This window comes from Mesorhizobium sp. WSM4841 (assembly GCF_055811515.1).
Window position 1 is genome coordinate 1 of record NZ_JBVVQC010000049.1, and the last position, 19,468, is coordinate 19,468.

The window sequence follows — 19,468 nt, forward strand, 5'->3', positions numbered from 1 at the left end:
CGCCCCACACCGCCACGCTCGCCCTCCAAACGGTGCCCAAAATACCGCCAAGCCCGGCCGCGGGTGATAAGGGTGGGAGGACCCCAAATTCGGGGGGGGGCAGGGGCGGGTGGATTCCGCAGAGCGATGCGCCGGTGCTTCTCGCTTGGGCGCAGCAGAACAGCGTCGATCTGTCGGCCGCCGATTTCTTTCCTGCAGTTAGCGTTCCCACGGAACCCGCCTCGCTGGAAAGTCCTGGCGGGGCCGGTCAGACGACCGGCTCCGCTTCGCCCAGCTCGCCCTCCCGCTTGTCGGGGGAAGCGGCATGATAAAGCGCTTTGCCGTCCACGGCCATAGCAGCAGCGCGCCATCGGCTTCCAAGCTGGCCGCTGGCGGCAGACTGCGGTTATCCGAGCCGGCGCTGGTGCTCGCGCAAGCCGTGGCACTGGTCGATGGCGTCAGCGTCGAGGCGCTGGTTGCCGGGCTGATCGCCGAACGGGGCAGGGCGCTTGGCCTCGCTGCGCTGTCCGAAGCGGCGTCCGACCGCGAGGCCCAGAGATGAAGCTGCGCCTCTGTAATCCTGTTCTCGCCGATCGCGGCGCGCGCCTTTCCGGCATCGGCTTCACCGAGCGCATGGTGCCGCGGCGCGCCGATTTCTCTAATGCACAGAGGTCCTCGATCAACGATGAGCCATCCCTGGGGGCAGGTCCGCAAGCCGAAGCCTCCCTTGCCGGCATAGGTAGCAGGACGCTTGCGGATCGTGAGGGAAGCCTTGAAGGGGAGGCGGCTTCGGCTGACCTCCCCGCCATTTCCTCTCCCTCCCAGGAGAACGCGGCTGCCGCCGGGGCTCTCGACTTTCCTGCCCCGGCGGCTTTTTTCCACGTTGCCGAATCCTGTCCGGGCGCCTTCCACGGACAGGCCGGTGCCGCGCCGGATGTGACAACCCCCGCATCCGGCGCGGTTCATCGCACAAGCCATGCCATCCATCTGCCCGAGCACGTCATGGTGCTGGTGCGGGCGATCGCCGCCTATGAGCGCTGCTCCAACGAGCGCGCCGCCGTGCTGGCGCTGGCCGATTATGCCGCCAAGATCGGCGCAGGGCCGTTGGCGCGCGCCGTACTCGATTTGAGCGATGACCTTGCCGACGTGCCGGATTTTCCGCGCCGCGCCTACAACCGATTTCGAGGTGGACCATGAGTGCATCTGCTTGCGGGCCTCCATGAACTGACGCCCGCACACTGAATCATTTCGAACCCGTCCCACCACGGGAATCGCCGGCGGTAATTCCCGCCGCGTGAATGCTTTTGCCTGAGGAGGCCATTTTGAGCGAATTCACGACCCGCTGGCAGCTGCGGCTGCTGGCCGCGCAACACGACCTGGTCGATGCCTGCGGCGGTATTGCCCGCGTCATGGAAAAGACCGGCTATTCGAAGGGCCAGGTCGGGCGCTGGAATGGCGGCATCGACCGCGATCTGATGTCGCTCGGCGTGGTGCTGACGCTGGAAGAGGATTGCGGCCGGCCTTTCGTCACCGCTGTGATGGCCGAATTCCATGGCCGCACGCTGACCGATGCCTCCGACAATGGCAGCCGCGTGGCACATCTCGAGGAGCAGGTGGCCGGGCTGGTCGAACAGGCCGGCCGGCTGGTTGTCGAAACCGTCAAGGCGCGCGCCGACGGCATCGTGACGCCGAACGAAGCGACCATCCTGCGCGGCATCAGCTCGAAGATTTCCGGCCTCACCGCCTCGATCGACGACGCGCTGGCCGGAGTGCAGGCCGCCGGTGGGCTCAAGGTGGTGGGCGGCGAATGAGGACCGTGCTCGACATGATCGCCGGGCGCGATGCGCCGCTGGCTGCCGGCAGTAACGGCATGGGCCGCGTGCTGGCCGACCTGGGCACCCATCAGTGCCGGTTCCCGCTGCGCGGCGAAGGTGTCGCCACGCGCTTCTGCGCTGGTGAAGTGTCGGAGGCCGACTGGCTGCCGGGCGCTCCCGGTCGCTGCTACTGCCGATTCCACCGCCGTCTGACCGAAGGGCGCGGCACCGGAGCCGAGCGCGCCGCGCCGCGCGTGCTGGAAAGGCTGGCAGGATGAGACAGGTCGCCGGTCTTTCCTTTCCCGACATCGCTCCGGCCGTCATCGACACGCTGCCGCCGGAACTGCGGCTGGTGGCGCCGTCGTCGCTGTCGGTCGACGAGCAATACCAGCGCGGGCTTTCCGAGCGCTCGATCAGGCTGATCCGCAAGATCGTCGCCGAATGGGACTGGCGCGCCTTCAAGCCGCCGGTGGTGGTCGAGGTCGACGGCCGGCTCGACGTCATCGACGGCCAGCATACCGCGATCGGTGCCGTCACCCACGGCGGCATTGAGTTTCTGCCGGTGCTCGTGGTGCAGGCCGACATGCAGGCGGCGCGGGCTAACGCCTTCGTTCGTCACAACCGTGACCGCATCCAGGTCACGCCGACCCAGCTTCACAACGCGATGGTCGCCGCCGGTGACGATGAGGCGGTGACGATCGCGCAGGTCTGTGAGCGCGCCGGCATCACGATCCTGCGCAATCCGCCGTCTTTCGCTCGTTTCAAGGTCGGCGAAACGCTGGCGGTTGCCACCATCCGTGCGCTGGTAAACCGCCGCTTTGCCAAGGGCGCGCGCGAGGTGCTGGAAGTCTGCGTCAAGGCCGGCCTGGCACCAGTCAACGCCGCGTCGATCAAGGCCATCGAGCATCTGCTGTTTGCGCCTGAATACAAGGGCGAGGTCGAGGCCGAGCGCATCGCGCTGGTGCTGTCTGCCAATGCCTCGACCATCGAAGGCGAGGCGGCACGCTTTGCCGCCGAACGCAAGGTGCCGCTTTGGCGCGCGCTCGCCAGTGTCATCTACATGAACCGCCGGAAGGCGAGAAATGGATGACCTCGTGATCAGGCAGCAGCAGGAAATCGAAACGCTTCGCGAGCGCGTCCGCCAATTGGAAGATGCCTTGGTCCCTCCAGGTGTCAGCGTTCCGCTCGAATGGCTCCTGACCGGCAAAGAGGCGCGCCTGTTCGCGTTCCTGACAACCCGCGAGGTGGCAACCAAGGCGGCGATCATGCAGGCCATCTATTCCGCCAGCGCCGACGATGAACCCGAGCCAAAGATCGTCGACGTTTTCGTCTGCAAGATTCGCAAGAAGCTGAAGCCATTCGGCGTCGTCATCGCGACCGTCTGGGGGCAGGGATACGCGCTTGAATCGCGCGGTGACTATCAGGCGAGGGCGGCATGATATCGCTGAAGACCTCGCTTATCGCCGCCGGATTCCTGTTGGCCTATGGCTTCGCCTGGTTCCTGATCTTCGGCACGCACGTCGCCTTCTCGCACGATGCGATTCCAACGGCGGCCAAGCCGCAGGGCTGGACTTATCCGTTCTCCTGCTGCTCCGGCTATGACTGCCGCGAAGTGCCAGAGGCCGACATTGTCGAGGGCGCGCGCGGCTATGAGATCCGCCGCACCGGCGAACTGATCAACATGTCCGATCCGAAGATCAGGCAGAGCCCCGACGGCAAGTTCCACTGGTGCTCGGTCGCCGGCGCGAATGACGGAGAGACGATCTGCCTGTTCGTGCCGCCGGGGGGGTTTTGATGGGCGCGTTTCATCGGGCAGAAAACATCGATCAGGCCGAGGCTCTCTATCGGTTTTCGGTGCGGTGCGACCGCGCCATGAACGCCAGGATCGAAGCGGCTGCCCGCAAGGCCGGCATCAGCGTGACCGCATTCGTGCAGCGGCATTTCGAGAGCATCCTCGATGCCCGGCCGAATGCGCCGAAGCTGGCCAGTTTCGACGCGGCTTCATTCGATTCCGTCGCGTTCAGCAAACGCCACCACGTCGCGCTGATGGCCGCGAAGCTGTGGTGCGCGCTTCGCGTCCATGCCGACGAAACAGGCCAGGTGCAGCGCTTCCAGACGCTGCTCGCTGAAGACATCGGCTGCGACCATGCGTCGACCGGCCGCCTGGCCAAAACGCTGATCGATGCGGGCCTGCTGGAGACAGTGCGCAAAGGCAAGATGGGCTCGCCGGCAACCTACCGCGTCATCGGCGAGGGCTCTGAGCGATGAACCTGCCGCTGAAAGACCGCCTGGCGCTGGCTTCCGTGACCCTCGACTTCCTCGCCAAGATCATGCGCGGCGAAGACGACGACGGCCAGGCGCGCAGCCTCGCAAATGACGTCGAATACATCGGCAACCGCGTGCGTGAGCGACTGAAGGCCGAAGAGAAACTTCCCCTCAATCCCGAAAGGACTGCGCCGTGAGCAAGCGTGACGCATCGACGATTGGCCGCAACACGGTTTCCGGTCAGCAATTGCAGGCCTTCGTCGAGCGGATCGAGCGTGTCCGCGAGGCCAAGAAACAGCTCAACGAAGATGAGAAGCTGGTTTTCGCCGAACTGAAAGCGGCCGGCTTCACACCGGCACGGGTGCGCGATGTGCTCAAGCGGCGTGCCGCCAAGCCGGCCGACGTCGAGGAAGCCGAAGCCCAGCTCGACATGTATTTGCACGCGCTCGGCATGGCCACGGAAACGCCCCTGTTCCGGTCGGTTGGGCAGATGAGCGTCGACCTGGCAGCGCGCGACGAGGTGATTGCCGCCTTCAAGCTTCTGGTGCCGACCGAAGGCGAGATCATCGTCAAGATCGGCGCGCAGCCTGTCCGTCTCTATCGCGACAAGAACGGCGAGGCGCAGGCCGAAGACGTCGTCGAGAAGCCGAAGCCTTCGTCAAAGCCGGCGTCCGTCACACCGGAGCGCGCTAAGCGTGACGTTCCGGACGTCGACGCCGCAGGCGCCTATGCGCTTGGCGAAACCGCCTATCGCGAAAACCAGCCCATCACCGCCAATCCTTTCCCTTGGGATGACAAGCGCCGGGGCCAATTCGATGCCGGCTGGCGCAAGGCCTCCGGCACCGACGGCATGGGGCCCGAGGAAGAGTAGATGCCGCACAGCGCGCACAATCTGGCGAGCTTTGGCGAAATCCTCCTCCCGGAGGAAGCGCAGGAGCCGATCCTTGCTAAGCCGGTTCGATCGGCGCTGCTCGAATGGCTCACCGAACTGTGGGCCAAGGAAGATCTCGAAGCGGTCGGGCTGAAGCCGCGCCAGCGCGCGATTTTCACCGGCGCGCCCGGCACTGGCAAGACGACACTGGCGCACCATCTCTCGGCCCGTCTCGGCATTCCGATGCTGGTCGTGCGGCCGGAAAAGGTCGTGTCGCGCTACATCGGCGCCAGTTCCGAAATGATCGGCGCGCTGTTCGACCATCTGGCGGCCAGCGAGGAACCGATCTTCCTGTTCTTCGACGAATTCGATTCAGTAGCCGCCAGCCGCATGGACGACAGCCACAACCAGGTCGGCGTGCAGGAACACAACCACATCGTGAACACGCTGCTTGCCGCCTTCGACCGGCATGACGGGTTTATCGTCGCAGCGACCAATTACGGCCGGCGTGTCGACGAAGCGATCTGGCGTCGCTTCGAGATTCAGATTTCCATCGAACTGCCAGGCGAGCATGAGCGCCAGCGCATCCTTGAGCGATACCTGGCGCCCTTCGTGCTGCCGAAGACGGCCCTTGCCGCCTTGGCCGCCGCCATGGAAACCGCGTCGCCCGCCTTGATGAGGTCCTTCGCCGAAAACATCAAACGGCAGATCGTGGTCGGGCCGAAAGCCGGCTGGGAAATGAGCCGCGATGCGGTGATCTCGCGCGTGATCGAGACTGTGAAGCCTCATCCAGACATCGGCCTGCCGCGGCTGTGGTCGCTCGGCGTGAAAGACAAGGCAGTCGCGCAGTTTCCGTGGCCGCTGGAAAGGGACGTCGCTGCCTATCCAACCGAACAACCGGCTCCAGTTGCCGGCGGAGAAGTCGTCCCCCTCAAACGGAGGGGCGCATGAGCGGAAACACCCTGCGAGGAAAATGTGGCGACTGCAGCCACGTTTGGGTTGTCGCATACCTCCCAATGGAGCTGGTCAAGGCGGCTGAACTCGCCAAGCGGGCGGCCTGCCCGAAGTGCGGAGCGACAAAAGGGATCAAGGTCGCAACGGCGGAAGGTGAGGCGCAGGCATGAACGCGCTTCCCGACACGTTCGATGCCTCCGGCCTGCAACAGGTGGTCGAGCGGGCGCGCGCTTTGCTCGACGACGGCGACGTTGCCGCGGCGCGCATGCTGGCCGCCGGTGTCTACGACCAAGCTAAGGCGGGTGCGGCGTTCGCGGCACGCTTCGGCGCCGCTGAGCGGCTGGTGAAGAAAGCGCGTCAGCTGCAGGGCGATGCGCTGCTGATCGAGGCGCGAGCAAAGGTGCGGCTGGCCGACGAATACGACGCCGCACAGGCCAGCGGCGAAGCGTCGAAGGGCAGGCCGAAAAGTCGGGAAGACGGGAAGACTTTCACCCAGGAAGAGGCTGGCCTCACCGCCAAGGAAGTACACGAAGCGCGAAAACTGCGCGATGCCGAAAAACGCACGCCCGGCATCGTCGAGCGCGCAATCGAGGCGAGACTGGCCGCAGGGCTGGAGCCGAGCCGCGCCAACCTGCGCGCTGCCGTCGGCACCGACAGCGCGACGGCCGCCCAGCGCGGCAACAATCTTTACGAGACGCCTCCGGAAGCGGTGCACACGTTGCTGGCGCTCGAAGACTTCCAATCCGACATCTGGGAACCCGCATGCGGTCGCGGCGCAATCTCTCGGCTGTTGGAATCAGCCGGCTACCGCGTCGAGATCTCGGACCTGATCGACTACGGTACGTCTGACGGTGACGGCGTGGTGCAACGGGTTGAGGATTTTCTCACCTCGGCACCGCACCCCGACCAGCCGTCGATCGTCACCAATCCTCCGTATGGCGCAGCGCTCAATCCGTTCGTGGCGCATGCCCTACGCGTGCACCGTCCGGGAAAGCTGGCGCTGCTGCTGAACCTCAATTTTTTCTGCGGCTTCGACGATCCCGACCGCAACTTCGCGATGGATGAGAACAAGCCGGCGCGCGTCCACATCTTCACGCGCCGCCTGCCGATGATGCATCGCGACGGTTGGGACGGCAACGAAGCGACGAGCCGGATGAACACCGCCTGGTTCGTCTGGGAGATGAATGGCGACGGCGAGTATGCCGGCCCGATGATCGCCAATCGCGTCGACTGGAAAGACTATCAGCCAGACAAGGCGGTGCCGGCATGACGAACGCGCTTGTTAGTTCGTTCGACGCTTCGAGCCTGCAACAGCTGGTCGAACGGGCGCGCACTTTGCTCGACGATGGCGATGTTGCCGCTGCGCGGATGTTGGCGTCCGGCGCCTATGATCAGGCTAAAGCGGCTGCCGGCTACGCAACCCGCTTCGGAGCGGCGGAACAGCTGATCGGCAAGGCGCGGCGATTACAAGGCGATGCGCTGCTGATCGAAGCCCGCGCTAAAATGCGCATCGCTGATGAGTGGGACCTGGCGCAGGCTTCGGGACAGGCAAATCTGAAAGGGCGCCCGAAGAAGGCAGATACCAGATTTACTGCATCGGAAGCCGGCCTGTCTGGCAAAGAGATCCATGAGGCTAGAACTTGGCGCGCGGCCGAAAAGCGCACGCCAGGTGTCATAGAACAGATCATCGGCGAGCGCGTGCTTTCCGGCTTGGAGCCCAGCCGCGCGCACGTACGAAATGCCATCTCCGGCAGACCGGCGGCAAGCAACCACCAGACTGGCAAGTCCATCAGTTTCCATCGAAGCCTTCATGTCGACTTCGATCCTTCCGACACGTCATTCGACGCACTGCAAAAGGTGATCCGTGACACGGAGGAATTTCTTCGCCTTCTGCAGGCTGTGGCCAACCATGGTGTCCCCGCCGATCGTTCTAAGCCTCTCGCCGAAATCTATACCGACACGGACTTCCAATCTTTCGAACGGGAGTCCCGCCGATGAACGCGCCCGTCACCGACGATCCCTATCTCGACTTCCTGCGCGGCAAGATGCAGCTGGCCAAGGCGGACGGGTTCGACGTGTCGCTGGAGGACATCAACCCGGCCGGCGCGCCGCATTGCCGGGCGATCGTGCGTTGGGCGCTGAAGGGCGGCAGCCGCGCCATTTTCGCTTCGTTCGGCCTGCACAAGACGTTCATGCAGATCGAGCTGATGCGGCTGGTCGGGCAGTTCGCGCCTGGTCTTCGGCTCATCGTGATCCCGCTCGGGGTGCGCCACGAATTCTTCGCCGAAGCGGAAGAGCGTTTTGGCGGCGGCTGCGCCGTCAAGCTGAAGTTCATCCGCTCGGATGCCGAGATCGACGGTGCCGACACGATCTACCTGACCAATTACGAGAGTGTGCTGGCCGGCAAGATCGACGCTTCGCGCTTCGTCGCTGCAAGCCTCGACGAGGCGGCGGTGCTGCGCGGCTACGGGACAAAGACCTTCCAGACGTTCCTGCCGCTGTTCAAGGCGGTGCGCTTCAAGTTCGTCGCCACCGCGACGCCGTCGCCAAACCGTACCAAGGAACTGATCCACTATGCCGGCTTCCTCGGCGTGATGGACACCGGCCAGGCGCTGACGCGGTTCTTCCAGCGCAATTCGGAAAAGGCCGGCGACCTGACGCTGTTCCCGCACAAGGAAGATGAGTTCTGGCTGTGGGTGCACAGCTGGGCGGTTTTCCTGCAATCGCCTTCCGATCTCGGCTTTTCCGACGAAGGCTATGTGCTGCCCAAGGTCAGCGTGAACTGGCATGAGGTGCCGGTCGACCATTCGACGGCCGGCTATGACCGCGACGGGCAGGGCCTGCTGATCCGCAACGCCGCGCTCGGCGTGACCCAGGCGAGTGCGGCCAAGCGCGACAGCCTGGCCGCGCGCATCGCCAAGATGATCGAGCTGATCGCGCAGGATCCGGAGGCACACCGCATTCTCTGGCACGACCTCGAGGATGAGCGTCGGGCGATCGAGGCGGCCGTGCCGGGCGTGCGGTCGATCTACGGCACGCAGGGGTTGGAGGCGAACGAGAAGAACGCCATCGGCTTCAAGGACGGCAAGTTCCGCGACCTCGCCACCAAGCCGGAAATGAGCGGCGCCGGCAACAATTTCCAGAAGCATTGCCACTGGGCAATCTTCGTCGGCGTCGGCTTCAAGTTCCATGATTTCATCCAGGCGGTGCACCGCATCGTGCGCTTCGGCCAGGCGCATGAGTGCCGCATCGACATCATCTTTTCGGAGGCCGAGCGCGAGGTGCGCCGCAACCTCGAGGGCAAGTGGGCCGAGCACGAAAAGCTGATGGCGCGCATGGCCGAGATCATCCGCCGCTATGGGCTGGACGGCCTGCCGCTTGACGACGTTCTGTCGCGCTCGATCGGCGTGGCGCGGCGCGAGGAACGCGGCGACAGTTTTGTCATCGCCCACAACGATGCGGTGCTGGAGGCGCGGCAGACCGCCAGCGCCAGCGTCGGCGAGATCATCACCTCGATCCCGTTCGCCAATCACTACGAATACACGGCGAGCTACAACGATTTCGGCCATACCGACGATAATGGCCACTTCTGGGCGCAGATGGATTTCCTGACGCCGGAGCTCTTGCGCATCCTGAAGCCCGGCCGGCTGGCCTGCATCCACGTCAAGGACCGCGTGCTGTTCGGCAGCGTGACCGGCGAGGGCGTGCCGACCGTCTCGCCATTCCATGCCGAGGCGATCTTCCACTACCTCAAGCACGGCTTTCAGTTCGTCGGGATGATCACCATCGCCACCGACGTGGTGAAGGAAAACAACCAGACCTACCGGCTGACCTATTCGGAGATGATGAAGGACGCCACCAAGATGGGCGTCGGCTGTCCGGAATATGTGCTGCTGTTCCGCCGACCGCAGAGCGATCTTTCGCGCGGCTATGCCGACGAGCCGGTCGTGCACGACAAGCCGCTGGTAATCGCGCCTGATGGTTCGCACGAAAGGTGGAGCGACGGTGACCGCCGGCCGCAGGTTCCGGCCAGCGGCTACACGCTGGCGCGCTGGCAGCTCGACGCGCACGCCTTCTGGCCGTCCTCCGGCGACCGGCTGCTGACCACCGACGAACTGGTGCGGCTCGGGCCGAAACCGCTGCGCGCGCTGTTCCAGAAGGTTTCCGAAGAGGCGGTCTACGATTTCGAAATGCATGTGAAGCTCGGCGAGGAACTGGCCGCGCGGGACAGCCTCTCCAAGACGTACATGACGCTCGATCCGCCCTCGAAGCATGAGGCGATCTGGACCGATGTCGTCCGCATGCTGACGCTAAACGGTGAGCAGGCGTTCAAGAACTTGGAGAAGCATGTCTGCCCGCTGCAGTTCGACATCGTCGACCGGCTGATCGAGCGTTACTCGAACAAGGGCGACATCGTCTACGACCCGTTCGGCGGGCTGATGACGGTGCCCTACCGGGCGATCCTGAAGGGCCGGCGCGGACAGGCCTCCGAACTTAGCGCCACCTATTTCCACGACGGCGCGCACTACTGCCGCAAGGCCGAAGCGCAGATGGCCGTGCCGACCATGTTCGACATGCTGGGCATCGGCGATGAGCTGGAGGCGGCGGAATGACCGCCGCCGAACGCGCCAAACATATGCCGCAAGAGCCATTGGTCACAGCGATCCGAGCGACCGAGCTTGCCCTGTCCATTGCTTCGGGTTGGATGACGATCAACCGCGACAACGGTGCATGGGAAAGGGAGGCGAAGGCTCGCGCCTGGTGCGCATCGCTCACCGCAGAGCACGCGGCGCTGGTGGAAGGATACGAGCGCCGCTTCGGCGAGGTTCCTCGCCTGCCGGGCGGCCTGGCAACCATGAGGGCCATTGCCCATGGATGATCCCTCCATCACCCGCGCCATGGTCCGCCTGCGCAAGGCGCTGGAAAAGCGCATGCGCATGGACGACCGCGCCGAGGAGTTGTCCGCGCGCGAGGGAAGGCCGATCCGCTCCGGCACGCTGGCCGCCTATGACACCGCCGCGCTCGGCAGGAAACTGCGGCCGATGCTGGAATTTGACGGGCGCGGCTGGCGCGCGCTGGCCGACGAGATCGGCGTGACCTCGCCGGACCTGTCGCGCGTCATGGCGGGGCAGGACATCGCGGCGGGAAAAATCTTCGCCATCTGCGACTGGGCCGGGCTCGATGCCCGCCTGTTCTATCGGGCGCCGCTCGGCGCTCCGAAGCCGCGCAAGCGCCCGCGGAGCTGCCGGATGTTTCACGGGAAAAGCACTGAAACAGGAAAACTCTCGAATGCTTAAGTCTGTCATTTTGCGGCTGGCGCCGCGCCTCATTGCCCTGTCCGGAAAGCGGCCTCCGAACGTCACTATCGGTGGCGCCGCTGATCCGTATATGCGCCGCTGGTGGGTCATTCCCCGCAATCGCCTGTTCAACATCTATCTCCATCACTTCATGCGCTCCGACGATGACCGGGCGCTCCATGATCATCCGTGGTGGAACCTGTCGATCCTGCTGCGTGGCCGGTATGTCGAGCACACGATCTCGGCCGGCGGCATCAACCAGCGCGTTGAGCGGCGCGCCGGCGACCGCAAGTTCAGACTTGCCTCGGCGGCGCACCGTATCGAGCTCGTTGATGGGCCGTGCTGGACGCTGTTCATCACCGGCCCGACCCTGCGCACATGGGGATTCCATTGCCCGCGCGGCTGGGTTCCCTGGCAGCAATTCACCAAGCCGGAGCAACACGGCGAGATCGGTCGCGGCTGCGGCGAGTTCGACCAATGAAGGCGGCGGACCTCGAAAAGGCGCGGCTGATCGCCGGTGCCCGCAATCAGAACATCGCCCTGCGCGACAGGCTGGCCGCTGGTGAGGTCCTGAGCCTCACCATAGGCGAAGGCAGCAAAAGCCTCGGCATCGTGCTGATGCCGCGTTACGTGGCCGGCATCCGCGCCGACCTGATCGCTGCCTTCAATGTGCGCATCGGCGAAAACGACGCGGCGCTGGCGGCCATTGGAGTCGAGCTTTGAGTGCGATCGGCAAAAGTGTCGAGCCGCTGGCGCGCGCCTTGGCGCCGGTCGTACGCGAAATGCTGATCGCCGAGGTCGAGCGGCTCGCTGCAACGCTGCCGGTCGCAAAGCCGAAGGCCAGCAAGGCCGATGACGACATCATGGAAGCCTGCCGTCAGGTGGCCAGTGCCGCCGACAGGCTGGCGGAGGCAAAGTTCGGTGTGGGCGAGATCGCCGCGCGCAAATCGCTGGAACGGGCCGCGACCTTTCTAGGCCGCGCCATGCGCAAGCACGGGCGGATGCCATGAACGTGGACCTCTTCGGCTACGACACGATACACCGCGACGCCACTTTCCGTGGCGACGACCGCCTCACGCTGACGCGTGCGTGGGGACCGGGGCCGAAGGCGTGCTTCATCGGCTGCAATCCATCGAGGGCCGGCAAGAAGGTCGATGATCCGACTTGCCTGTGGTGGACGGCATGGTCGCAACTCTTCGGCTACGGCCGCTATGTCGCGGTGAACATGTATCCGTTCGTGACCAGCAGCCCGGCCGAATGCCGCAAGATGGCGGATTGGGAAAACAATGGCCCCGACTGGTATGCGCGTGACGCGCTGCTGCACAACCTCGATATCGTGGTTCAAGAGGCCAAGGCCGCCGACATCGTCATCGCCTGTTGGGGCGCCATCGCGTGGGACGATACGTGGGTCGATCATGTGGTCGAGGAGATCCAGTCCGGCGTAGCGCCTTGGCCTGATCTCTTCTGCTTCGGAAAGACCGCGAGCGGCGCGCCAAAGCATCCGATGGCCCGTGGCGTCCACCGCATACCGAGTGACCAGCAGCCCATCCTTTGGAGGGCTGCAGCGTGAACGCCGTCGCGCTCTCTCCCGATGCCGCGCGCCTGCGCGCCATCCGCGCAGCGCTGGCGGCGATCGAGCCGGCGGTATGGACGCGCGTGCATGCAGCCGACGGCGCCTACGTGGAATCGCGCGGAGAGATGGGTGAGCTGTTCGTGCTCGCGCGCTTCGACGAAGCGTCGATCGACGAGATCGCCTTCGTCACCGACGCGCCGGATATGGTGCGATTCCTGCTGCAGCTGCTCGATGACGCCTTCGTCAAAATCCGCGCCTTGCGCGGCCTGCCGGAGCCGCGCCGGACGGCTGAACGGCGTGGCGAGCCGGCGGCGCGCGACGTGAAAAACTTCGCCGCCGAATGCGCGATGAAGTGTCAGGACGCGGCCTTCAAGGTGTTCCTGCATGAGCAGCACGGGCTGGAAAAGCCGCTGACCGATGAGCGCGTGGCGCAAAAGGTACGCTCGCTGCTCGGCGTGCAATCACGAAAAGAACTCAACAATGGCGGGCGGGCAAGCGAGGCGTGGATAGCGCTGCGCGGTGCGTTCGACGCATGGCGCAAGGCGGGACGATGACCATCCAATTCAAGTTCGGCGACAACGCTGCTGCTGCCGCCAAGAAACCGAAATGGCGATGCCTGCCTGTTCCTGGCTCCATGCGAGCCGCCAAGGTTGCGCTCCCGGCGCTGCCGCCACCCCGGCGCGGCGAACGGCGCGTACGTGTCGTCGACAGCTTTGCCGGCGGCGGGGGTGCCTCGAATGCTGTCAAGGAAGCGTTGCGGCGCCTTGCGGCGGCCGGTCTCCTGCCTGAGGGTCATTCGCTCGCCGTCGATTACGCCGTCAATCACGACGATGCGGCGCTGGCCATGCACGCGGTCAATCATCCAGATACGATCCACTTGCCGCACAATGTCTGGCAGGTCTCGATGCGGGAACTGTTGGGCGATGATCTGTTCGGCTTGCTCTGGCTCTCTCCGGATTGCCGCGACCATTCGCCGGCCAAGGGTGGCCCGATCACGTCGCGTGCTGTGCGCGACCTCGCCTGGGTGCTGCTGAAGTGGCTCAAGGAACTGCCGGACTGGCAGCGGCCGTGGACCATCTGCCTGGAAAACGTCGGAGCCTTCGCAAAGTGGTCGCCGCTGATCGATCGGGCAGACGGAAAGGGCTTCGAACGCGATCCTGATCGCATCGGTTGGACCTTCCACCAGTTCGTCCACGAGGTGTGTTCCTACGGCTATTCGGCTGGCTGGGACGAGATGGTCGCCTGCGAGTACGGTGACCCAACCATTCGCAAGCGGCTCAAACTTTGTTTCCGGCGCGATGGCGCGCGCATCGCGATACCCGCGCCAACGCATGCTGCGCCGAAATCCGAGGCTGCCAGGTCGGGCTGGCTGAAACCTTGGCCGGTTGCAGCAGACATACTCGACCTCTCTATCGACTGCCCGTCGATCTTCCTGACCAAGGAGGAGGCGCGAGAATACAAGCGCTCGACCGGCAAGCGGATCATCCGGCCGCTGGCAGTCAAGACGGACGCGCGCCTGGCAAAGGGCGTTAAGCGCCATGTCTTGGACGCTGCCGAGAAAGGCGAGGCGTTCGTAGCGACGTGCAACCATGCCGGCATAAGCTTTCGCGGGCAGGGCCTGTCGGAACCGTTCAACACCGTCGCCGCGTCGCGTGACGCGCATGGGCTTGTCGTTCCGCACCTCATGACCATGCGCAATTCTGGCAAGCCTACATCGGCCGCCGATCAGCCGACGCATACCGTCATGGCAGGCGGGGCCAATCAGTTCAACGTCGAGGCGGCAGTCGTGCCTTTTATTGCCCAACAGAACGGCGACGTGAAACCAAATGGATCCGAGTTCCATCGCGCCGGCAGGCCTGTGACCAGCCCGCTGGCGGCGTTGACGACTTCGCCGCAGCAGATGATTGCTGCGGCATCGGTCACGCCCTGGCGGTCGCCGGTGCCGGAAGGCGAGCCCAGCGAAGTCGATGGCGATCTTTGGGACCGGTTGCCACCGGCTTGGCGTGCGGCGGCGTTGAAGGGCTTCGAGCCAAAGATGATCGCACCTCTGATCGCCGTGTTCCGAGGCGATAGCGTCGGCAAGCACGTTGGCGAGCCACTTCCGGTGGTGACCGCAAACAGCTTCGTCAAGCGGCCCGGCGGGGCAGCGCCCATTGGCATATCGGAGGCGGTTCTCGCGCCGTTCGTCAGTCGTGGCCAGCACGGCGGCGGCAATAGGCCTGCGGATGAGCCTTTCCACACGGTCGCCGCTTCGGACGGCGATCAGAACCAGGTGATTGTGCCTTACCTCGTGCCACGGTACGGCGAGCGCGCCGGGCAGGAGCCGCGCACTTTCAGCGTCGAGCGTCCGCTGCCAACGCCGGTGCCAGATAGCAACCAAGGCAGTCTGGCGGCGGTCTATCTCGCGCAACACAACACCGGCGAGGACGGCCACTCACCCCGCCGGCCGGTGTCCACCATCGTGCAGAAGGGCTGCACGCAAGGCGTGGTCGCGGCCTCGCTGATTGAAATGCACGGCCGGTCGGACGCTCGGCCGGCGGCTCATCCTCTGTCGTCAGCTACCGTGACCAGCGCACATGCCCTAATGGCGGCGCATATGGTATCGCTCAAAGGCAGCACGCGTCGTGACGGCTCCTGTGGCGATGCGCATCCTGCCGTCTGCGCGTCCGGCCAGCATTCGGCGCTCGTCACCCTGCCGCTGATGACGGCTTACTATTCAACCGGCGGCCAACATGCCGCCGTCGACGATCCGATGCTTGCCGTGCCGACCAAGGCGCGTTTCGGCTTCACAGAGGTCACGGCAGCGGTGCCGCCGCTGACGGAACGCCAACTTGCCCGCGCCCGGCAAGTGGCCGAGTTCCTGCGCCGGCATGGATGCTGGGACGGCGGCGAGTTCGTCACGGTTGCGATAGACGGCGTCGTCTTCATCATCGTCGACATCGGCATGCGCATGCTGACCCCACGCGAACTGGCCCGGGCGCAAGGCTTCCCCGATTCCTACATTCTCGATCCGGTATTCAAGGGAAAGCCGCTCTCGGAGACTGAGCAGCGGCACAAGATCGGGAATTCGGTCTGCAAGCTGCCGGCCGCAGCCTTCATCGAAGCGAATTATCGCCCGCCACTTGAATGGGGACGGCAGGCGTTCCTGGAGGCAGCAGAGTGAAAGCCTTCCAGCCAACACTTTTCGAAGGATCAAAGCGCCTGGTCTATGACGAGGCTGTCGATCTGACGCTGCAGTCAATGCAGGCCTACGGGCCGGCTCATGATCACTGGGGCATTGCCTGGTCGGGCGGCAAGGATAGCTCGGCGACGCTGTCACTCATCGTCCATCTGATCGACGTCGGCCGGCTGGCGCCGCCGAAGAGCCTCACCGTGTTCTATGCCGACACGCGGCAGGAATTGCCGCCGTTGGCGATCGCGGCCGAGCGCATCATGGCGCAGCTCGCTGCGCGCGGCATCCGTTGCGAAGTGGTTCGGGCGCCACTCGACAAGCGATTCCTTGTTTACATTCTCGGCCGAGGCGTGCCGCCGCCTAACAATAACACGCTGCGCTGGTGCACGCGGCAAATCAAAATAGATCCGATGGCCGAAGCGCTGGAGCAGCGGCTCGGCGAGCTCGACGGCAAGATCCTGATGATAACCGGCGTCCGTCAGGGTGAAAGTGCCATCCGCGATGATCGCATTGCCATGTCGTGCGGCAAGGACGGCGCCGAGTGCGGGCAGGGCTGGTATCAGGAGGTCCTGCCGAACGCCAAGGGCATCCGGGGTCGGATCGCAACACTCGCGCCGTTGCTACACTGGCGCGTCTGCAACGTCTGGGACTGGCTGCGCATCTACGCACCCATGGCCGAGTATGGCGGCTGGGCGACGGCCGCGATCGCCGACGCCTATGGCGGTGACGAGGCGACGGAGATCAATGCCCGCACCGGATGCGCCGGCTGCCCGCTGGCCAGCAAGGACCTGGCGCTCGACACGATCGTGGCGTCGCCGGCGTGGGGACACCTTGCCCCGCTCAAGGGCCTGAAGCCGCTCTATCGCGAATTGCGCGAACCCCGGCATCGCATCCGCAAGGCTGGCCTCGAACGGCTGAAGGACGGGTCGGTAGCGGCCAACCCGCAAAGGATGGGGCCGCTCACCTTTGCCGCTCGGCTGATGGGGCTCGAACGCGTTCTGGCTATACAAGCCGAATGCAACGCCCGCGCCGCCGAGCTTGGCCGCCCGCTGCTGGACATCCTCAATGATGAGGAAGAGGCCCGCATCCGCGAGCTGATCGCCGCGGAGACATGGCCGAACGGCTGGGACGGCGATGAGCCTGCCGCCGACACCCCCATGGACAGCTATTTCTCGGACGGCTCAGTTCAGCCGCTGCTGGTGTGACGATGAGCGAAGAAGCCACAATCCGCCGCGGTGTCCGCAATGCCCGCTACACGACCGTACCTAACCACGTTTTCGAGGACATGCGCCTCTCGATGGAGGCGCGGTGGCTGCTGGGCTATCTTCTGTCAAAGCCGGACAACTGGACGGTGATTGTCGGCGACATAGCCAAAAAGGGCGGCTGTGGCCGCGACAAGGCGCGCCGGATTGTCAATGAGCTTGTCGAGGCCGGCTACGCGGAGAAAGATCAGCCGCGAGACGAGGGGCGCTTTGGCAAGCTCTCGCTCGTCATCTTTGATGAGCCGAAGGAACAACGGGACAGCAACGCTGCCATCAATGCTGAGGGTGTTGCATCTTTACCGCAGACTGAAAACCCGTCGACGGTGAATCCGTCGACGGGAAATGCGGCACTAGTAAATACTGATGGTTTAATAACTCCTGAGAATAGTTCAGAGAGAGAGCGCGAGCGCGAGCCGGAAGTTCGAAAAACGGTGGAGCGCTGGCTGAAGCGCATTCACCCGACCTGGCCGACCTTCATCGCCGACAGCGGCAAGACCGCGCTCGCCGCAGCCATGGCGCTGACGGCTGAGGAACGCGATATGGCAGCCGACCGCATGGCTGATTACCTCTCCGCCGAGAAGGCGTCAGGTGGTCGTTGTGCCTTCGGTGTTTACCTCAGCGAGAAGCGCTGGGAGCGCCTTGGACCGAAACCGGAAGCGCCGGAGAAGCCCGCCTATGCGCCGGCTTTCGGGCCGGTGTGGGCGGCGATCCGCATGCGCGACCTGGTCACCGGGCCGAAGGCTCAGCCGTCGCCGCTGAAGGGCTGGGAAGAGAGCGCGATCGCCAACGGCAGGCTGGACCGGGAAACCCTCGAGAAGGGCAACCGGATGCGGGCAGGGTGGCCTATGGTCAACGCGCTGCACCAGGCAGCCGAGACGCGCGGGCTCGGCATTCACGGCTACGGCGCCGAAGAGGAACGGCTCGGCAAGCTGTGCGAGTTCGTGCCGGTCGGCAGTGAAGTCTGGAAGGCCTGGAAGATCGAGCACGAGATGCGCGGCTGGCCGTGGCTGCCGGACCCGGGAACGATGCGTGGTGTGTATTTCCCGGCTGGCGGGCCGGCAGGACTGGAACCATTCGAACAGGCGGTGCGAGGGAACAATGATGATGCGAGCGGACGTGAAGCGGCTGAGTGAGGCGGAGAACGTCGGTCCGACCGACAGGCATACAGCCGCAATCGAGCGTGCAAGGGCGAATCACAGGATGGTCGGCAGGCAGCTTGAAGCCGCTGCCGCCGAGGACGGTCGGGCTTGGTATGCGATTCGCACGCGCGTCAATTGCGAGAAGGTTGTGGACAAAGCTCTGTTCGATGCGGGGATCGGATCCTGGCTGCCGCTTCGCAGGGTCGAGGGAAAGGTGCGTCGTGGGCGGAAAATGCCTCCCTCATATCAGCCGGTGATCTGGGGTTTGATCTTCGTTCACGTCGCCATGAACGGCGATGCGTGGCATGGCCTGATGAGCGTCGAGCATGTGATGGCTGTGCTAGGTGACGCGGATGGGCCGAAGCCCGTTATCGAAAAGGAATTCAACGGCTTCCGGTCGATGGTTACTCTGGGCGTCTACGGCGACAAGCCAGAGGGATGGAAGCCCAAGGTCGGCGAGTATGCCACCATCGGCGCAGGCTCGGCATTCGGGCAGCATGCCATCGTGAACGGGTACAAGGGCAGGCGGCGTGACCGCGTGCTAGTGACCCTGTTCGGTGGCAGCATACCGTTCGAAGTGCCACTTGCCATTCTCGTTAAACCGTAATAGCGAATCGCCCCTAGGATAACCCGTCGACTGTGGAGCGCGTTGATGCTCCCGAGACTGTGACACGGCCACGCCAGTGCGGCGTCGGAAAGAGTGCCGGACGGACCCAGGTGAAGCGAAGGGCGCGGCCCATCATGCTTCCCCGCAATGGATAAGATTCCAGTGGCAAAGCTGAAGATGATGGCGCCGGCGATCCGGACCATGGACACGCGCACGGTCAAGGTCGCACCCAAGACTGCTGATGCGTTCTACCTGTCGCCCGAGTGGCGCAAGCTGATGGCAGAGATCATCGCCGAGCGTGGTCGCAGATGCGAGGACCCGCAGTGCGATGGCGGGACGCACCGGCCAGGGATGCGCGTGTTCGGTGACCACGTGGTCGAGCTCAGGGACGGCGGCGCGCCGCTCGACAAGCGCAACATCATGCTCCGGTGCGGAGCATCGCACACCAAGAAGACGCTGGCCGAGCGGGCCAAGAGGATGGCCGCCCGACCCTGATGGGGGAGGGGGGTGAAATCTCTAGGGCCTTCATGGGGTC

The 19,468-nt window shown here is 64.7% G+C and carries 26 protein-coding genes; all 26 read left to right on the forward strand.

Translation table 11 applies throughout. From position 1 onward, the window contains the following. The first annotated feature begins 304 nt into the window (after positions 1-304). The 26 genes from AC0L14_RS32550 to AC0L14_RS32675 all read left to right on the forward strand — a co-directional run bounded on the left by AC0L14_RS32550 (position 305) and on the right by AC0L14_RS32675 (position 19,428). Complete coding sequence (locus AC0L14_RS32550; protein WP_473751946.1) at positions 305-541, forward strand: hypothetical protein; 237 nt, start codon at positions 305-307, stop codon at positions 539-541. Beyond that, on the forward strand, positions 538-1,176 hold the full coding sequence (locus AC0L14_RS32555) for a hypothetical protein (RefSeq protein WP_473751947.1): 639 nt from the start codon (positions 538-540) through the stop codon (positions 1,174-1,176). The genes AC0L14_RS32550 and AC0L14_RS32555 overlap by 4 nt, the downstream gene beginning before the upstream one ends. Positions 1,177-1,301: 125 nt before the next feature. Continuing rightward, the gene (locus tag AC0L14_RS32560) at positions 1,302-1,790 is read left to right on the forward strand and encodes a hypothetical protein (protein WP_287260109.1); all 489 of its coding nucleotides are present in this window, start codon (positions 1,302-1,304) and stop codon (positions 1,788-1,790) included. After that, positions 1,787-2,071 (forward strand): hypothetical protein, encoded by a 285-nt coding sequence (locus AC0L14_RS32565; RefSeq protein WP_473751948.1) that lies wholly within the window; start codon positions 1,787-1,789, stop codon positions 2,069-2,071. Before AC0L14_RS32560 ends, AC0L14_RS32565 begins: the two co-directional genes overlap by 4 nt. Then, the gene (locus tag AC0L14_RS32570) at positions 2,068-2,883 is read left to right on the forward strand and encodes a DUF6551 family protein (RefSeq protein ID WP_473751949.1); all 816 of its coding nucleotides are present in this window, start codon (positions 2,068-2,070) and stop codon (positions 2,881-2,883) included. The genes AC0L14_RS32565 and AC0L14_RS32570 overlap by 4 nt, the downstream gene beginning before the upstream one ends. Then, the gene (locus AC0L14_RS32575) at positions 2,876-3,232 is read left to right on the forward strand and encodes a winged helix-turn-helix domain-containing protein (RefSeq protein ID WP_473751951.1); all 357 of its coding nucleotides are present in this window, start codon (positions 2,876-2,878) and stop codon (positions 3,230-3,232) included. Before AC0L14_RS32570 ends, AC0L14_RS32575 begins: the two co-directional genes overlap by 8 nt. Beyond that, the gene (locus AC0L14_RS32580; protein WP_473751952.1) at positions 3,229-3,588 is read left to right on the forward strand and encodes a hypothetical protein; all 360 of its coding nucleotides are present in this window, start codon (positions 3,229-3,231) and stop codon (positions 3,586-3,588) included. Before AC0L14_RS32575 ends, AC0L14_RS32580 begins: the two co-directional genes overlap by 4 nt. Then, positions 3,588-4,061, forward strand: coding sequence for a hypothetical protein (locus AC0L14_RS32585; RefSeq protein WP_473751953.1), 474 nt, complete (start codon positions 3,588-3,590; stop codon positions 4,059-4,061). Before AC0L14_RS32580 ends, AC0L14_RS32585 begins: the two co-directional genes overlap by 1 nt. Beyond that, positions 4,058-4,255 (forward strand): hypothetical protein, encoded by a 198-nt coding sequence (locus AC0L14_RS32590; RefSeq protein WP_473751954.1) that lies wholly within the window; start codon positions 4,058-4,060, stop codon positions 4,253-4,255. The genes AC0L14_RS32585 and AC0L14_RS32590 overlap by 4 nt, the downstream gene beginning before the upstream one ends. Next, entirely contained in the window at positions 4,252-4,929 is a 678-nt protein-coding gene (locus AC0L14_RS32595; protein WP_473751955.1) for a DUF2312 domain-containing protein, read from the forward strand. The genes AC0L14_RS32590 and AC0L14_RS32595 overlap by 4 nt, the downstream gene beginning before the upstream one ends. Continuing rightward, entirely contained in the window at positions 4,930-5,880 is a 951-nt protein-coding gene (locus tag AC0L14_RS32600) for an AAA family ATPase (protein ID WP_473751957.1), read from the forward strand. A gap of 169 nt (positions 5,881-6,049) precedes the next feature. Next, positions 6,050-7,153, forward strand: a complete 1,104-nt coding sequence (locus AC0L14_RS32605; protein ID WP_473751959.1) for an SAM-dependent methyltransferase — start codon at positions 6,050-6,052, stop codon at positions 7,151-7,153. Then, the gene (locus tag AC0L14_RS32610) at positions 7,150-7,881 is read left to right on the forward strand and encodes a hypothetical protein (RefSeq protein ID WP_473751960.1); all 732 of its coding nucleotides are present in this window, start codon (positions 7,150-7,152) and stop codon (positions 7,879-7,881) included. Before AC0L14_RS32605 ends, AC0L14_RS32610 begins: the two co-directional genes overlap by 4 nt. Then, positions 7,878-10,496, forward strand: coding sequence for a DNA methyltransferase (locus AC0L14_RS32615; RefSeq protein WP_473751961.1), 2,619 nt, complete (start codon positions 7,878-7,880; stop codon positions 10,494-10,496). The genes AC0L14_RS32610 and AC0L14_RS32615 overlap by 4 nt, the downstream gene beginning before the upstream one ends. Beyond that, positions 10,493-10,762, forward strand: a complete 270-nt coding sequence (locus tag AC0L14_RS32620; protein WP_473751962.1) for a hypothetical protein — start codon at positions 10,493-10,495, stop codon at positions 10,760-10,762. Before AC0L14_RS32615 ends, AC0L14_RS32620 begins: the two co-directional genes overlap by 4 nt. Beyond that, positions 10,755-11,180: a hypothetical protein gene (locus AC0L14_RS32625; protein ID WP_473751963.1), complete on the forward strand. Its 426-nt coding sequence runs from the start codon at positions 10,755-10,757 to the stop codon at positions 11,178-11,180. The genes AC0L14_RS32620 and AC0L14_RS32625 overlap by 8 nt, the downstream gene beginning before the upstream one ends. Then, complete coding sequence (locus AC0L14_RS32630; RefSeq protein ID WP_473751965.1) at positions 11,173-11,661, forward strand: hypothetical protein; 489 nt, start codon at positions 11,173-11,175, stop codon at positions 11,659-11,661. The genes AC0L14_RS32625 and AC0L14_RS32630 overlap by 8 nt, the downstream gene beginning before the upstream one ends. Then, positions 11,658-11,903: a hypothetical protein gene (locus AC0L14_RS32635; protein WP_473751966.1), complete on the forward strand. Its 246-nt coding sequence runs from the start codon at positions 11,658-11,660 to the stop codon at positions 11,901-11,903. The genes AC0L14_RS32630 and AC0L14_RS32635 overlap by 4 nt, the downstream gene beginning before the upstream one ends. After that, on the forward strand, positions 11,900-12,190 hold the full coding sequence (locus AC0L14_RS32640; protein ID WP_473751967.1) for a hypothetical protein: 291 nt from the start codon (positions 11,900-11,902) through the stop codon (positions 12,188-12,190). Before AC0L14_RS32635 ends, AC0L14_RS32640 begins: the two co-directional genes overlap by 4 nt. Continuing rightward, a complete protein-coding gene (locus tag AC0L14_RS32645) occupies positions 12,187-12,750 on the forward strand; it encodes a DUF1643 domain-containing protein (protein ID WP_473751968.1) in 564 nt (187 codons plus the stop codon). The genes AC0L14_RS32640 and AC0L14_RS32645 overlap by 4 nt, the downstream gene beginning before the upstream one ends. After that, positions 12,747-13,307, forward strand: coding sequence for a hypothetical protein (locus tag AC0L14_RS32650; protein WP_473751970.1), 561 nt, complete (start codon positions 12,747-12,749; stop codon positions 13,305-13,307). Before AC0L14_RS32645 ends, AC0L14_RS32650 begins: the two co-directional genes overlap by 4 nt. Beyond that, a complete protein-coding gene (locus tag AC0L14_RS32655) occupies positions 13,304-15,916 on the forward strand; it encodes a DNA cytosine methyltransferase (protein WP_473751971.1) in 2,613 nt (870 codons plus the stop codon). The genes AC0L14_RS32650 and AC0L14_RS32655 overlap by 4 nt, the downstream gene beginning before the upstream one ends. After that, positions 15,913-17,130: a phosphoadenosine phosphosulfate reductase domain-containing protein gene (locus tag AC0L14_RS32660; protein ID WP_473751972.1), complete on the forward strand. Its 1,218-nt coding sequence runs from the start codon at positions 15,913-15,915 to the stop codon at positions 17,128-17,130. The genes AC0L14_RS32655 and AC0L14_RS32660 overlap by 4 nt, the downstream gene beginning before the upstream one ends. Before the next feature lie 2 nt (positions 17,131-17,132). Then, positions 17,133-18,320, forward strand: coding sequence for a helix-turn-helix domain-containing protein (locus AC0L14_RS32665; RefSeq protein WP_473751973.1), 1,188 nt, complete (start codon positions 17,133-17,135; stop codon positions 18,318-18,320). Then, positions 18,286-18,933 (forward strand): transcription termination/antitermination protein NusG, encoded by a 648-nt coding sequence (gene nusG / locus AC0L14_RS32670; protein ID WP_473751974.1) that lies wholly within the window; start codon positions 18,286-18,288, stop codon positions 18,931-18,933. Before AC0L14_RS32665 ends, nusG begins: the two co-directional genes overlap by 35 nt. Positions 18,934-19,095: 162 nt before the next feature. Then, a complete protein-coding gene (locus AC0L14_RS32675; RefSeq protein WP_473751975.1) occupies positions 19,096-19,428 on the forward strand; it encodes an HNH endonuclease family protein in 333 nt (110 codons plus the stop codon). The last annotated feature ends 40 nt before the right edge of the window (positions 19,429-19,468 follow it).

Coding starts and splice junctions, on each gene's coding strand:
- AC0L14_RS32550 (WP_473751946.1), top strand. CDS start 305: ATGATAAAGCGCTTTGCCGTCCACGGCCATAGCAGCAGCGCGCCATCG.
- AC0L14_RS32555 (WP_473751947.1), top strand. CDS start 538: ATGAAGCTGCGCCTCTGTAATCCTGTTCTCGCCGATCGCGGCGCGCGC.
- AC0L14_RS32565 (WP_473751948.1), top strand. CDS start 1,787: ATGAGGACCGTGCTCGACATGATCGCCGGGCGCGATGCGCCGCTGGCT.
- AC0L14_RS32570 (WP_473751949.1), top strand. CDS start 2,068: ATGAGACAGGTCGCCGGTCTTTCCTTTCCCGACATCGCTCCGGCCGTC.
- AC0L14_RS32575 (WP_473751951.1), top strand. CDS start 2,876: ATGGATGACCTCGTGATCAGGCAGCAGCAGGAAATCGAAACGCTTCGC.
- AC0L14_RS32580 (WP_473751952.1), top strand. CDS start 3,229: ATGATATCGCTGAAGACCTCGCTTATCGCCGCCGGATTCCTGTTGGCC.
- AC0L14_RS32585 (WP_473751953.1), top strand. CDS start 3,588: ATGGGCGCGTTTCATCGGGCAGAAAACATCGATCAGGCCGAGGCTCTC.
- AC0L14_RS32590 (WP_473751954.1), top strand. CDS start 4,058: ATGAACCTGCCGCTGAAAGACCGCCTGGCGCTGGCTTCCGTGACCCTC.
- AC0L14_RS32600 (WP_473751957.1), top strand. CDS start 4,930: ATGCCGCACAGCGCGCACAATCTGGCGAGCTTTGGCGAAATCCTCCTC.
- AC0L14_RS32605 (WP_473751959.1), top strand. CDS start 6,050: ATGAACGCGCTTCCCGACACGTTCGATGCCTCCGGCCTGCAACAGGTG.
- AC0L14_RS32610 (WP_473751960.1), top strand. CDS start 7,150: ATGACGAACGCGCTTGTTAGTTCGTTCGACGCTTCGAGCCTGCAACAG.
- AC0L14_RS32615 (WP_473751961.1), top strand. CDS start 7,878: ATGAACGCGCCCGTCACCGACGATCCCTATCTCGACTTCCTGCGCGGC.
- AC0L14_RS32620 (WP_473751962.1), top strand. CDS start 10,493: ATGACCGCCGCCGAACGCGCCAAACATATGCCGCAAGAGCCATTGGTC.
- AC0L14_RS32625 (WP_473751963.1), top strand. CDS start 10,755: ATGGATGATCCCTCCATCACCCGCGCCATGGTCCGCCTGCGCAAGGCG.
- AC0L14_RS32630 (WP_473751965.1), top strand. CDS start 11,173: ATGCTTAAGTCTGTCATTTTGCGGCTGGCGCCGCGCCTCATTGCCCTG.
- AC0L14_RS32635 (WP_473751966.1), top strand. CDS start 11,658: ATGAAGGCGGCGGACCTCGAAAAGGCGCGGCTGATCGCCGGTGCCCGC.
- AC0L14_RS32645 (WP_473751968.1), top strand. CDS start 12,187: ATGAACGTGGACCTCTTCGGCTACGACACGATACACCGCGACGCCACT.
- AC0L14_RS32655 (WP_473751971.1), top strand. CDS start 13,304: ATGACCATCCAATTCAAGTTCGGCGACAACGCTGCTGCTGCCGCCAAG.
- AC0L14_RS32665 (WP_473751973.1), top strand. CDS start 17,133: ATGAGCGAAGAAGCCACAATCCGCCGCGGTGTCCGCAATGCCCGCTAC.
- nusG (WP_473751974.1), top strand. CDS start 18,286: ATGATGATGCGAGCGGACGTGAAGCGGCTGAGTGAGGCGGAGAACGTC.